The organism is Streptomyces sp. SolWspMP-5a-2, from assembly GCF_900091845.1.
GTDB classification, from domain to species: Bacteria; Actinomycetota; Actinomycetes; order Streptomycetales; family Streptomycetaceae; genus Streptomyces; species Streptomyces doudnae.
The window spans coordinates 50,549-63,406 of sequence record NZ_FMCI01000041.1 but is presented as its reverse complement, the minus strand read 5'-3'; the positions used below and the strand labels follow the sequence as shown (position 1 = coordinate 63,406).

The window sequence follows — 12,858 nt, the reverse complement described above, 5'->3', positions numbered from 1 at the left end:
CGGACTCCACCAGCGCCGCGACCCGCGCCCCGGCCGCCGCGAGGCCGGTCGCCACCGGCAGCAGCAGCGGTCCCGTCCCGGCGACGACCACCGTGCGCCCCGGCAGCACCAGCCCGCTCTTGAGCATGGCCTGCGCGCCGCCCGCGCCGAGCACCCCGGGCAGCGTCCAGCCGGGGAACGGCAGGACCTTCTCGTGGCCGCCGGTGGCGAGCAGCACCGCGTCCGCGCGGACCGTGACACCCCGCTCCTGCCGGGGCCCGACGAGCGCGTGCACGGTGAACGAGTCGGACGCCTGCGGACCGTCCGACTCGCTCGTCACACACCACACTTGATGACTCGTCAGATAGCAAAGACGTCCGGCCGCGCGCTGCCGGTCCAGGTCGGCGCTCAGCCGCTCCCAGGTCCGCCACCGGTGGTGCAGGGCGCGGGCGCGGCGGGCGCCGAGCGCCGCGGCGGGCCGCCGGTAGAACTGCCCGCCCGCCTCCGCCGCCGCGTCGACGAGGGTGACCCGCAGGCCGTGCCGGGCGGCGGTCAGCGCGGCGGCGAGCCCCGCGGGACCCGCGCCGATCACCGCGAGGTGCGGGCGTTCAGCCATCGTGACCGGTCCCGGTCTGGCTGCGGATGGTGTCGCCCGGCTCGACCGGCAGCAGACAAGCCCGTTGGTTGGGGCGGTCGTTGACGGTCACCAGGCAGTCGAAGCACACGCCGGTCCCGCAGAACACCCCGCGCGGGCGCCCCTGGTCGCGGGTGGTGCGCCACGACGTGACGCCCGCCGTCCACAGCGCGGCGGCCACCGTCTGGCCGGGCAGCGCCCTGATCTCGCGGCCGTCGAAGGTGACGGTGAAGCTCGGGCCGGGACGCGCGCGGGTCAGGCGCAGGGGGGTGTTCACGGTGCCTCCGCGGGATCGGCGGGGAAGCGGTCGGGGCGGAAGGGCGTCAGGTCCAGCTCGGGGGTCCGGCCGGCGAGCGCCCGTGCGACGAGCAGCCCGGTGCCGGTCGCCAGGCCGATGCCCGCGCCCTCGTGACCGCAGGCGTGGAAGAGGCCGGGCACCCGGGCGTCGGGGCCGACAGCGGGCAGGTGGTCGGGGAGGTAGGGACGGAAGCCGAGGTAGGTGCGCAGCGCGCGGACCCGGTCGAGGAAGGGGAAGAGCCGGGTCGCGCCGGACGCGAGCGCGCGGACCGCGGGGAGCGAGAACGAGCGGTCGAAGCCCACGCGTTCGCGGCTGGCGCCGATCAGGATCGGACCCGCCGCGGTGCCCTCGACGACCGGCGAGGTCTGGAGGGCGGCCGAGTCGCTGGCGACGTCGGCGACGTAGTCGGCCGCGTACACCTTGTGGTGGACGAGGCGGGGGAGGGGCTCGGTCACCAGGACGAAGCCGCGGCGCGGCAGCACCGGCAGGCGGACACCGGCGAGGGAGGCGACCGCGCCGCCCCAGGTGCCCGCCGCGTTGACCACCGCCGGTGCGTGGATCTCGCCCCGGTCGGTGGCCACGCCCCGCACCGCGCCGTCCCGGCCGCGCAGCACGCCCGTCACCGTGCGGCCGGTCGCGAGCCGGACGCCCGAGGCCCGCAGGACGTGGGCGGCGGCCAGCGTCGGCATCACCTGAGCGTCCTGCGGATACAGCACGCCTCCCGCGACATCGGGCGAGAGCCGGGGCTCCAGCTCCCGCAGCCGCTCCCGGGGGACGGCGACCGCCTCGACCCCGGCCGCCCGCTGCCCCGCGGCGAACGCATCGAGCGCGGTGAGCGCGGCGGGGGTGGAGGCGACGACGACACCGCCCTTCGGCTCGTACTCGAAGGCCGGGCCGAGATCGCGCTCCGCCGCCAGCTCCGCCCACAACCGCAGCGACAGCAGCGCGAGTTCGAGTTCGGGGCCGGGCTCCTTGTCCGAGACGAGCAGGTTGCCCTCGCCCGCGCCGGTCGTGCCTCCGGCGACCGGACCCCGGTCGACCACCAGCACGTCCAGACCGGAACGGGCCGCGTACAGGGCGCACGCGGCGCCTGTCATGCCCGCTCCGACCACCACGACGTCGCAGGTCGGTCGATTGGCCACGCCAGTACCATGTCACATACCGCAGGGGGTGAAAAGAGTGCGCGACTAGGCGCCGGACGCCGGGGTATCCGGTGCTCGGACGTCGGGCCGTGAGAGCTTGGGGCGCCCCCGTCGCCCGACGGGGGTCCGACGTGTACCTGCGTGTTCGTTGATTCCCGGGGTGGAGGATCCTGTGTATTCCGTGACGGGCGCCGAGCGGTCGCACCATCGGCAGGCGTGGGCCGCGCGCGGCGCCCTCGTCGCGGCCGCCCTCGCCGCCGTGCTGCCCCTCCTCTACGGGGGCCTGACGGGCGTCCTGCTGCTCGCGGTCGGCGTGGTCGGTCTCGCGCTGACCGCCGTCGCCCTCTGGTGGGTGCTCTCGCGCCGGGGCGTGGCCCGGATCGCGGCGGCCGTCCTCGCCGTCGCCGCGCCGGTCGGCGTGATCGTCCTCTTCGCCGGCGCCCACCTGCTCCTGGTGCTGCTGGCGTCCGCCGCGCTCTGGTGCGGCGCGGTCGCCAGCGGGCGGTACGCGCTGCGCACCACGGGGCTGCGCCGGATCCGCGTCAAGGAGTACCGCACGCCCCCGCCCGAGCGCCCGTTCCTGCTGCTCAACCCGCGTTCGGGCGGCGGCAAGGTGGAGAAGTTCGGGGTGCGGGAGAAGGCGGAGAGCCTCGGCGCCGAGGTGGTGCTGCTCGACCCGGAGCAGCACCAGGACGTCGAGGCGCTGGCGCGGGCCGCGGTGGCCGACGGCGCCGACCTGCTCGGGGTGGCCGGGGGCGACGGCACCCAGGCGCTGGTGGCCGCGGTCGCCGCGGAGCACGGGCTGCCGTTCCTGGTGATCTCGGCCGGGACCCGCAACCACTTCGCGATGGACCTCGGCCTCGACCGGGACGACCCCGCTGCCTGTCTGGACGCGCTCACCGACGGCGTCGAACTCCGGGTCGACCTCGGGTTCGCGGACGACCGCCCGTTCGTCAACAACGCGTCCTTCGGGGTCTACGGCGCGGTCGTGCAGAGCCCCGGCTACCGGGACTCCAAGGTGGGCACCGCGCTCGAACTCCTGCCCGACCTGCTGTCGCGGGAGCGCGGCCCCCGGCTCACCGTCAGGGCCGGTGCCACCACTTTCGCCGACCCGCAGGCCGTGCTCGTCAGCAACAACCCGTACCGCACCGACGACCCGCTCGGCTTCGGCCGCCGCGAGCGGCTGAACTCCGGCACCCTGGGCGTCCTCGCCCTCAAGGTGGACAGCGCGGTGGACGCCGCCGAACTCCTCCTCGACCCGCAGCCGCAGGGCTTCGGCAAGCTCACCGCGCCCGAGGTGGTGATCGAGGCCGACGAACCGACCCTGGAGGTGGGCCTGGACGGTGAGGCCATCACCCTGCGGGCGCCCGTCCGCTGCCGCGTGGTGCGCCGCGCGCTGCGCGTCCGGGTCCCGCGCGAGCGCCCCGGCGTCCCCGACCTGCCGCCCCGGATGGACTGGCGGCGGCTGCGCAAGCTCGCGGCGGCGGTGAGCCGCACGGCGGTCCCCGCCCGCCACTCCCGCTCCCGCCCGTCCTAGACGGCACCGGGAGATCACGGTGAGCCCGCCGGGCTCACCGTCACCGTCCCTGGCGCAGCCGTCTGGCGACCTCGCCGTCCTCCGTCTCCCACCACGGCCGCACCCGGTCGCCCGCCCCGGGCGCGGACGGCGGCGCGGACGGCGAGGGCGGCGCCGGGACCAGCTCCCGGTCGAGACGGCGGTCGAGGGCGGCCGTCCCGGAGCGTTCCGCGCGGGCCCACTGGACGAGGACGGCCAGCAGGAACGGCAGCGCGACCAGTTCCGCCACGCCGATCATCGCGCCGCCGCCGAGCTGCTGGTCGTGTTGGACGTCGGGGGACCAGGCCGGGTGGTGACGCCCGTACCAGGCCCCGGCGATCAGGGTGCCGCGGGTGAGGACGACGATGCCCGGGACGGCGTCGACGATCCCGTCCAGGAAGACCAGGGCCGCCCGCACCGGATGCGTGCACCAGGCGGGCAGCGCCTCCTCACGGGTGAGGACCGGCACCACGAACAGGCAGCCCGCCACCAGCAGATGGAGGTACAGCACCTGGTGCAGCGCGTCGACCCGCAGCGCGGTCGCGAAGTACGGCGTGCAGTAGACGGCCAGCTCGGTGCCCAGCACCAGGGCCGTACTGACCAGCGGGAAGGTGAGCAGCCGCACCGGACGTCCGGTCAGCACCCGCCGCAGCCGCCGCGCCGACGGCTCGGGCAGCGCCCGCAGGGCCAGCCGCAGCGGATCGCCCAGCGCCAGGCCGAGCGGCGCGACCAGGTCGAGCAGGACGTTCTGGAGCGCCGCGGGCCAGAACAGCACCCGGTCGTAGACGGCGAGCGACGACATCGTGGCCGTCACCAGCGTGCCGAGCCCGGCCCCCGCGAACGCGGCCGTACGCGCCGCGGACCACCGCTCGCCCCGGCGCGCCAGCCGCAGCACGCCCCAGCCGTACAGCCCGCCGAGGAGCACCACCAGCAGCAGCGCGGGCGGATCGAGCCGCCAGGTGGACAGCAGCCGCCCCACGGTGAGTTCCGGCGGACTCCCCACGACTCCACACACCTCCACGGATGACACGGACGACACGGATGACACGGGCGACCTGGGTGACACGGACGGTGCGGGCGACACGGGCCGACGGAACGAACGGCGCGGCGGACAGAACCGGCGCGCCCGTTCCCGACCGGTTCGTCCCCCGTTCCCGCCCGGTTCGCCGCCCGGCCCGACCGGCTCTCCGCGCGGTCAGGACCGGTGCGTCGACGTCGGCCGCGTCGCTCCCCGCGGTCGCCGGACCCGGGGCCCGCGCGGGACGCACGGACCGTCCGGGCTCGCCCGCCCGGGGGACCCGCCCGCACCGCTCAGCGACCCTACGCCGACGCCGTCATACCGCTTCCCTACCTCCTTCTCACCCGGCCGGACCGGCCGCCGCGGATCGGGCCGTCCCGCCCCCGGCGGGCCGCGCGGACTGGCACTCTTGACAACGTGCGTGCTGTTTCGCCACGTTTGGTCCGGCCTGCCGGGCCGCGGGCGGGGGACGGCGCCACGGAGTGCGCGGGTCAGCGGGTCAGCGTGTCACGGGGGGAGTGGTCGCCGATGCGATCCATGAGCAGGGGTCCACACGCCCCGTCGGCCGGTACCGCGGCCGGAGCGTTCCTCGCGGAGCCTGTGGAAGGGCGGATGATCTGACGTGGACGTGACGATCCACCGATTCGACGAACTCGACGACGCGTTGCGGGACGCGTGGCACCGGGCGATGGACGAGTCGCCCGAGTACGCCAACCCCTTTCTGGCACCGGAGTTCGCGAGCGGGGTCGCCCGGCACAAGGACGGGGCCCGGTTCGCCGTGCTGCGCGAGGACGGCGAACCGGTCGGCTTCCTCCCCTACGAGCGCAACGCGCTCGGCGTCGGCCGGGCCATCGGGCTCGGCCTCTCCGACTGCCAGGCCCTGGTGCACCGGCCCGGCGTCACCTGGGACGCGCGCGACCTGCTGCGCGCCTGCGGACTCTCGCTGTTCGAGTTCGACCACCTGGTCGAGGAGCAGCGGCCGTTCGCGCGACAGGTGACGGGGCTGTTCGCCTCCCCGGTCGTCGACCTGAAGCCCGACGAGAGCGGGTACCCGCAGTGGCTGCGCGGCGCCTACCCCGGGCTCGCCAAGACGACCCTGAAGAAGGAACGCCGCCTCGGGCGCGACATCGGCCCGTTCCGGTTCGTCTTCGACGAGCGGGACCCGCGGCTGCTGCGCACCCTGATGCGCTGGAAGTCCGCCCAGTACCGCAGGACCGGCCGCATGGACCGGTTCGCCCGGCCCTGGATAGTCGACCTGGTCGACCACCTCTTCGACGTCCGCGAGGAGCACTTCACCGGCGTCCTGTCCGTGCTGTACGCGGGGGACCGGCCGGTCGCCGCCCACTTCGGGCCCCGCTCGCGCACGGTCCTCGCCGCCTGGTTCACCGCCTACGACCCCGACCTGCACTACTACTCGCCCGGCCTGATGATGCACCTGCGGACCGCCGAGGCGGCGAGCCGGAGCGGGGTGACGCTGCTGGACCTCGGGCGCGGCGACAAGGAGTACAAGGACTGGCTCAAGACCCGTGAGCTGCGGGTCGGCGAGGGCTTCGTCAGCCGCCCGCACCCCGTCTCCGCCGCGCACCGGATGTGGCGCCGTCCGGTGCGCGGCCTGCGCAACACGGTCAACGCCCACCCCGGGCTCCGGGAACCCGCCGACCGTCTGCTCAGGACGGTCGGCGCCCTGCGCACCTCGCGTCGGCCCGGCACCGGCGGCCGGGCCGTCCGGACGCCCTGACCTGCCCGGACGGCCCCACTCCCGGGGGTCTTTTTGCCGGAACGGCAACGGATGTCGTGTCCTGCGCGGCCCGCGCCGGATGATCGGTCGCGGCCCCGGTCCGCGTGACCGGGGCCGCCCGACCGCAGATCCCGGCCGCGCGCGACCGCGCCCACGCCCCCGGAGGAACCATGCCGCAGCCATCGGACGCCGACCGCACCCACCGGCTGGTGCCCTCCCCGGCCGGCCGCACCCACCTCGTCGAGCAGGGCGAGGGACCGCTCGTGCTGCTCGTGCACGGATTCCCCGAGTCCTGGTACTCCTGGCGCGCGCAGCTCCCCGCCCTCGCCGCCGCCGGATACCGCGCGGCCGCCCTCGACGTGCGCGGCTACGGACGGTCCTCCAAGCCCGACGCGGTGGACGCCTACCGGCTGCGCGACCTGGTGGCGGACAACGTCGCCGTCGTCGAGGCGCTCGGGGAGCGGTCCGCGGTGATCGTCGGCCACGACTGGGGCGCGACCGTCGCCGCGACCTCCGCGCTGCTGCGCCCCGACGTCTTCAGCGCGGTCGGCCTGCTCAGCGTGCCCTACACCCCGCCCGGCGGCCCGAAGCCCAGCGAGGTGTTCGCGGCGATGGGCGGTCCTGAGGAGTTCTACGTCTCCTACTTCCAGCGTCCCGGCCGCGCCGAGGCGGAGATCGAGCCCGATGTCCGGGGCTGGCTCGGCGGCTTCTACGCGGCCCTGTCCGCCGACACCATGCCCGAACAGGGCGCCCCCGACCCGCACTTCGTCAGCCCCGGCGGCACCCTCCGTGAGCGGTTCCCCCGCGAACGGCTGCCGCACTGGCTCTCCGAGGCCGAACTCGACGTCTACGCGGGCGAGTTCGAGCGCAGCGGCATGACCGGCGCGCTCAACCGCTACCGGAACATGGACCGGGACTGGGCGGACCTCGCCGACCACCACGGCGCCCCGGTCCGCCAGCCGTCGCTGTTCATCGGCGGGAACCGGGACGCCTCCACCACCTGGCTCGCCGACGCGATCGCGGCGTACCCCGAGACCCTGCCCGGTCTCACCGCCTCGCACCTCCTGGACGGCTGCGGCCACTGGCTCCAGCAGGAGCGCCCCGAGGAGACCAACCGCCTCCTGATCGACTGGCTCGGCTCCCTCGGCGGCTGATCCGGGTCAGACCCGGCCCGCCTTGCGCTGACGGCGCAGCAGCACCCCGAGGTAGACGCCGCCGACCACCGCCGTCACCACGCCCACCGGCAACTGGGCCGTCTCGTGGACGCGTTGGGAGGCGAAGTCGGCGGTGACCACCAGGAGGGCGCCCGCGCAGGTGGCGGCCGCGAGGTTGGGTCCTGGGGCGCGGGTGAGGCGGCGGGCCAGTTGCGGGGCGATGAGCGCCACGAACGGGACCGGGCCCGCGGCGGCCGTCGCCACCGCGCACGCGGCCGTGGCCAGGACGAGGATCACCAGGCGGGTGCGCTGCACGGAGACCCCGAGCCCGCCCGCCACGTCGTCGCCCATCTCCAGGACGCGCAGGCGGCTCGCCACCGGTGCCACCAGCGGCAGCACCACGAGGAGTCCGACCGCGGCGGGCCGGACGTCGCCCCAGTCGCGGCCGTTGAGGCTGCCGTTGAGCCAGACCATCGCCTGCGCCGCCTGGGTGAAACGGGCCCGCGCCAGCAGGTAGGCGTTGACGCCCTGGAGCAGGGCGCTGACCCCGATGCCGACCAGCACCAGCCGGTAGCCGTGCACACCGTGCCGCCACGCCAGGAGGTACACCAGGAACGCGGTGGCGAGCCCGCCGGCGACCGCGCCGAAGGCGATCTGCCCGCTGGTGCCGCCGAGGACCAGCACCACCAGCAGACCCCCGGTGGCGGAGCCGTAGGTGAAGCCGACGATGTCCGGGCTGCCCAGCGGGTTGCGCGACAGGCTCTGGAACAGCGCCCCGCTCAGCCCGAGCGCGGCACCGACCAGGATGCCGGTGAGCAGCCGGGGCAGCCGCAGCTCGTTGACGACGAAGTCGGTGCGCGCGCTGCCGTTGCCGAGCAGGGTGCGCACCACGTCGGCCGGGGAGATGGTGAACTCCCCTGTGCCCAGGGCGAGTACGCCGACGCCGACGGTGGCGGCGAGCACCGTGAGGCAGACGGTCAGCGTCCGCACGTCGATCCGTACCGAGAGCCGCCGCGAGGGGCTGCGGACCACCCGGGTGCGCGCGGGTACGCCTGTACCGGAGGTCATGAGGCCACCGTCCGGCGGTGGCGGACCAGGGCGATGAAGACGGGGGCGCCGACGACCGCCGTGACCACGCCCGCGTCGAGTTCGTCGGGGCGGACCACGACCCGGCCGAGGACGTCCGCGAACAGCAGCAGCGAGGGGGCCAGCAGCAGGGAGAGCGGCAGGGTCCAGCGCTGGTCGGCCCCGGCGATCATCCGCGCCATGTGCGGCACCGCGAGCCCGACGAAGACCAGCGGGCCGACCGCCGAGGTGGCGGCCCCGCACAGCAGGGTGACGGCGACCAGGCCGAGGAAGCGGGTGCGGTCCAGGTGGGCGCCGAGGGCGCGGGCGGCGTCGTCGCCGAGGGCGAGCGCGTTCAGCGGCCGGACCAGCACGAGCGCCAGCAGCAGCCCCGCGCCGATGAACGGGCCGACCGCGGTGAGGGTGGCGCTGTCGGCGCGGGCCAGCGATCCCACGCTCCAGAACCGCAGTTGGTCCAGGACCTGCGCGTCCAGCAGCATCAGGGTCTGGCTCACGCCGGTGAAGACGGCGGCGACCACCGCGCCGCCGAGCGCGAGCCGTTCCGGGGTGGCGCCGCCGCGTCCGCCGGAGGCCAGCGAGTGGGCGAGGAGCCCCGCGATCACCGCCCCGGCCATCGCGAACCACACCGACGCCCAGAGGCTGGTGACGCCGAGGACGGTGAGGGACAGCACGACGCCGGTGGCCGCCCCGGCGTTGACGCCGAGCAGCCCCGGGTCGGCGAGCGGGTTGCGGGTGAGGGCCTGGATGAGGGCGCCCGCGACGCCGAGGGCGGCGCCCGCGGCGATCCCGGCGAGGGTGCGCGGCACCCGCACGTCCCAGATCACCGAGCCCGCCGTGGAGCCGTCGTCGTGCAGCAGCGCGTGCAGCACGGTCGGCAGGGAGAGCGAGCGGGAGCCGACGGCGAGGCTGAGCGCGACCGCCGCGCAGAGCAGCAGCAGCGCGCCGAGCACCGCGAGGGTCCGGGTCGAGGTCCGGCGGCGCGGCCCCCGGTCCGTGCCCTTCGCGTCGTCCGCCGCCGTGGCGACCTCAGTTGACACCGCCGTCCTCCGCGCGCAGCCGCTCGGCGATCCTGCGTCCGAGCTCCTTCTTGTCTATCTTGCCGACCGAGGTGCGGGGGAACACCTCCACCACCTCGACCCGGTCGGGGAGTTTGTACCCCGCCACTCCGCGCCCGGCGAGGAATCCGGCCAACTCCCGCTGGGTGGGCGGCTGCGGGCCGCGCGGGACGAGGTAGGCGCAGGTGCGTTCGCCCATCGCCGCGTCGGGCATGCCGACCACGGCCGCGTCGTGCACGGCGGGGTGGGCCAGGATGTGGTTCTCCAGCTCCTCGGCGGAGATCTTGTCGCCGCCCCGGTTGATCTGGTCCTTGGCCCGGCCCTCGACGACGAGGTGCCCCGAGGGCAGCACCCGCACCAGGTCGCCGGTGCGGTAGAAGCCGTCGTCGCTGAAGGTGCGGGCGTTGTGCTCCGGCGCCCGGTAGTAGCCGCGCAGGGTGTACGGGCCGCGGGTGAGCAGTTCGCCCCGCTCGCCGGGCGGGACGTCGTGGCCGTCCTCGTCGACGACCCGGATCTCGTCGTCCGGGCTGAGCGGGCGGCCCTGGGTGCCGGTGACGAGGTCGTGACCGTCGTCGAGGCGCGTGTAGTTGAGGAGGCCCTCGGCCATGCCGAAGACCTGCTGGAGGGTGCAGCCGAGGGCGGGCGCGACGCGGGCGGCCGGTTCGGCGCCCAGCTTGGAGCCGCCGACCTGGAGCAGCGCGAGCGAGGACAGGTCGGCGTCCTCCCACTCCACGGCGTCCAGCCACAGCAGGGCGATCGGCGGGACGACGGCGGTCGCGGTGACCTTCTCGCGTTCGATCAGCGCGAAGGCGTCCTCCGGGCTGGGGGTGGGGGAGAGGACGACGGTGCCGCCGACCAGCAGGGTGCCGAGCAGCCCCGGGCAGGCGAGGGCGAAGTTGTGCGCGGTCGGCAGCACCACCAGATAGACGGTGTCCTGGTCGAAGCCGCAGATCCCGGCGCTGGCACGGGCGTTGTAGGTGTAGTCGTCGTGCGTGCGCGGGATGAGCTTGGGCTTGCCCGTGGTGCCGCCGGAGAGCAGCAGCAGCGCCACGTCCCCGGGGTCGGGCGCGGGCAGTTCGAGCGGTTCGGCGTCGAGGTCGTCGAGCGCGGTGAACTCGGCGGCCTCGCCCGCGACCAGGACGTGCGCGAGCGAGGGAACCGCCGCGCGGACGGTGCGCGCGAGGGCGCGGTGGTCGTAGCCGTCGAGGAGGTCGGGGACGGCGTAGGCGACGGCGCCCGCCATCTCGGCGACGTGGGTGATCTCGCTCTCGCGGTGCGCGGGCAGCGTCAGGACCGGTACGGCCCCGGCCCGCAGCAGCGCGAAGAACAGCACCACGAAGGCGTCGGTGTTGGGGAGTTGGACGACGACCCGGTCGCCCGCTGCGATGCCGAGCCGGTGCAGTCCGGCGGCCGTGCGGTCGGCGCGCGCGTCCAGTGCGGCGTACGTCCAGCGCGCGCCGTCCGCGCCGACCAGCGCGATCCGGTCCGGGTCGGTCCGTGCCCGGTCCCGCAGCAGCCGGTCGAGGGGCCGCCCCTCCCAGTACCCGGCGTCGCGATAGCGCCGTGCGAACGGCTCCGGCCAGGGAACCCACCCGTCGAGCATGCCCAACTCCCGCCTGTGGTTTAGGAAAGGCTTGCCTAATCTGTGATCACGGTCAAGCCCGGGGCCGTGCCGGACCCGCCGTCGCTTGCGATCGCGCAGGTGATCGCGGGTGTCGGCACCCCGGCCCGGAGGCCGGGGCGGTGGCCGGCGCCGGATGTGATCCAGACCGGCCCTGGACGGGCCCCCGTCTCGGAGCTAGGGTCAGTCCCGATTAGGTTAGGTTAACCTAAGTCCAGGGAGGTTGTTCGTTGCTGCGTTATCGGAGCGCGGAGACGGAACTGCCGGGAGAACCGCTCCTGTTGGCCGCGAGACTGGCGGAGTCGGGCTTATTCGACCAGTACGTCGTCTACGAACGAGAGGGCGACTTCCGCTTCGCCGGAGGAGCGCTGGGCGAGGTCGTCGCCGGGCGCTCGGGCGTCCGGCGCAGATGGCTCGCCGAAGAGACCGCGGCCCCGCTCGGGCCGCACCCCCTCCGCCAGGTGGGGGAGGAACTGGCCAAGGCGCCCGCCGAGGGCTGGACCGCCTACGGCTGGATGGCCTTCGAGTTCTCCCATCTGCACACCGACCACCCCGAGCGCGCCGGGGACGCCGATCTGCTCCATCTCGTCGTCCCGCACACCGAGGTGAGGTTCCGTCAGGAGACCGCCGAGGTGCGCAGCGCCGACCAGGAGACGCTCGACGCGGTCCTGGAGCTGCTGGCCAAACCCGTCACCCGCACCCCCGTCGACCCCCGGCCGATCGAGGTCGCCGACCCCTCCGGGCGCTACCCGGAGATGGTGGCCCGCGCCGTCGAGGAGATCAGGTCCGGCACCGACCTGCAGAAGGTCATCCTCTCCAGGCCGGTCCCCGTGCCGTTCCCCGTCGACTTCGTCGCCACCTACGTCCACGGCCGCACCCACAACACCCCCGCCCGCTCCTTCCTGCTGCACCTCGCCGGGCGCCGGGTCGCCGGGTTCAGCCCCGAGACCGTCGCCGAGGTGAGCGCGGACGGCGAGGTCGTCACCCAGCCCCTCGCCGGGACCCGCGCCCGCGGCTTCGGCGGCGCCGAGGACGAGCGGCTGCGCGCCGAACTCCTCGCCGATCCCAAGGAGATCTCCGAACACGTGCTGTCCGTCAAACTCGCCGAGGAGGAGATGGCGACCGTGTGCAGGCCGGGCTCGGTCTCGGTGCGCGACCTGCTGAGCGTGCGCCAGCGCGGCAGCGTGCAGCACCTGGGCTCCAGCGTGCACGGCCTGCTGGCCGACGACGCCACCGCCTGGGACGCGCTGCGCGCCGTCTTCCCCGCCGTCACCGCCTCCGGCATCCCCAAACTCCCCGCCTACGACTGCATCACCCGGCTGGAGGAGGGGCACCGCGGCATCTACAGCGGCGCGGTCCTCCAGGTGGAGAGCGACGGGGCGCTGGACGCCGCACTGGTGCTGCGCAGCGTCTTCGAGGAGGACGGCCGCACCTGGCTGCGCGCGGGCGCCGGCATCCTCGCCGGGTCCACACCCGCCCGGGAGCTGGAGGAGACCTGCGAGAAACTGCGCAGCGTCGCCCCGTACGTGGTCCCGGCGCAGCCGGTGACGCCCGCCGCGCCCGCCGACCGGGACTAGG

Annotated in this window: 11 protein-coding genes; 4 read left to right on the top strand and 7 right to left on the bottom strand. The window is 75.1% G+C overall.

What is annotated here, in order from left to right:
- The 3 genes from GA0115242_RS02950 to GA0115242_RS02940 all read right to left on the bottom strand — a co-directional run.
- A partial coding sequence (locus tag GA0115242_RS02950; protein ID WP_141721466.1) for an FAD-dependent oxidoreductase occupies positions 1–595 on the bottom strand: 595 nt, incomplete at its 3' end.
- Entirely contained in the window at positions 588–890 is a 303-nt protein-coding gene (locus tag GA0115242_RS02945; RefSeq protein WP_093824160.1) for a (2Fe-2S)-binding protein, read from the bottom strand. The genes GA0115242_RS02950 and GA0115242_RS02945, both read right to left, overlap by 8 nt.
- Positions 887–2,053: an NAD(P)/FAD-dependent oxidoreductase gene (locus tag GA0115242_RS02940; protein WP_093824159.1), complete on the bottom strand. Its 1,167-nt coding sequence runs from the start codon at positions 2,051–2,053 to the stop codon at positions 887–889. The genes GA0115242_RS02945 and GA0115242_RS02940 overlap by 4 nt, the downstream gene beginning before the upstream one ends.
- A 181-nt stretch (positions 2,054–2,234) precedes the next feature.
- On the opposite strand from GA0115242_RS02940, the gene GA0115242_RS02935 reads away from it, so the two are divergent.
- On the top strand, positions 2,235–3,590 hold the full coding sequence (locus GA0115242_RS02935) for a diacylglycerol/lipid kinase family protein (protein WP_093824157.1): 1,356 nt from the start codon (positions 2,235–2,237) through the stop codon (positions 3,588–3,590).
- Positions 3,591–3,630: 40 nt separating this feature from the next.
- Here the strand turns inward: GA0115242_RS02935 and GA0115242_RS02930 are convergent, their stop codons facing one another.
- Complete coding sequence (locus tag GA0115242_RS02930) at positions 3,631–4,611, bottom strand: cytochrome c oxidase assembly protein (protein WP_093824156.1); 981 nt, start codon at positions 4,609–4,611, stop codon at positions 3,631–3,633.
- Positions 4,612–5,248: 637 nt separating this feature from the next.
- Here GA0115242_RS02930 and GA0115242_RS02925 point away from each other — a divergent pair.
- Positions 5,249–6,364 carry a GNAT family N-acetyltransferase gene (locus GA0115242_RS02925; protein WP_093824154.1) on the top strand — a complete coding sequence of 372 codons (1,116 nt, stop codon included), beginning with the start codon at positions 5,249–5,251 and terminating at the stop codon, positions 6,362–6,364.
- A gap of 170 nt (positions 6,365–6,534) precedes the next feature.
- Positions 6,535–7,518: an alpha/beta fold hydrolase gene (locus GA0115242_RS02920; RefSeq protein WP_093824153.1), complete on the top strand. Its 984-nt coding sequence runs from the start codon at positions 6,535–6,537 to the stop codon at positions 7,516–7,518.
- A 6-nt stretch (positions 7,519–7,524) separates the two neighbouring features.
- Here GA0115242_RS02920 and GA0115242_RS02915 read toward each other — a convergent pair whose 3' ends face one another.
- From GA0115242_RS02915 to GA0115242_RS02905, 3 genes are read right to left on the bottom strand one after another with little or no spacing between them, the layout of a single operon-like run.
- On the bottom strand, positions 7,525–8,586 hold the full coding sequence (locus tag GA0115242_RS02915) for a FecCD family ABC transporter permease (RefSeq protein ID WP_093824151.1): 1,062 nt from the start codon (positions 8,584–8,586) through the stop codon (positions 7,525–7,527).
- Entirely contained in the window at positions 8,583–9,641 is a 1,059-nt protein-coding gene (locus GA0115242_RS02910; protein WP_093824149.1) for a FecCD family ABC transporter permease, read from the bottom strand. Before GA0115242_RS02910 ends, GA0115242_RS02915 begins: the two co-directional genes overlap by 4 nt.
- Positions 9,631–11,262, bottom strand: a complete 1,632-nt coding sequence (locus tag GA0115242_RS02905) for a (2,3-dihydroxybenzoyl)adenylate synthase (RefSeq protein ID WP_093824147.1) — start codon at positions 11,260–11,262, stop codon at positions 9,631–9,633. Before GA0115242_RS02905 ends, GA0115242_RS02910 begins: the two co-directional genes overlap by 11 nt.
- Positions 11,263–11,561: 299 nt before the next feature.
- Between GA0115242_RS02905 and GA0115242_RS02900 the strand changes: the two genes are divergently transcribed.
- Complete coding sequence (locus GA0115242_RS02900) at positions 11,562–12,857, top strand: salicylate synthase (protein ID WP_237548715.1); 1,296 nt, start codon at positions 11,562–11,564, stop codon at positions 12,855–12,857.
- Position 12,858: the final 1 nt, after the last annotated feature.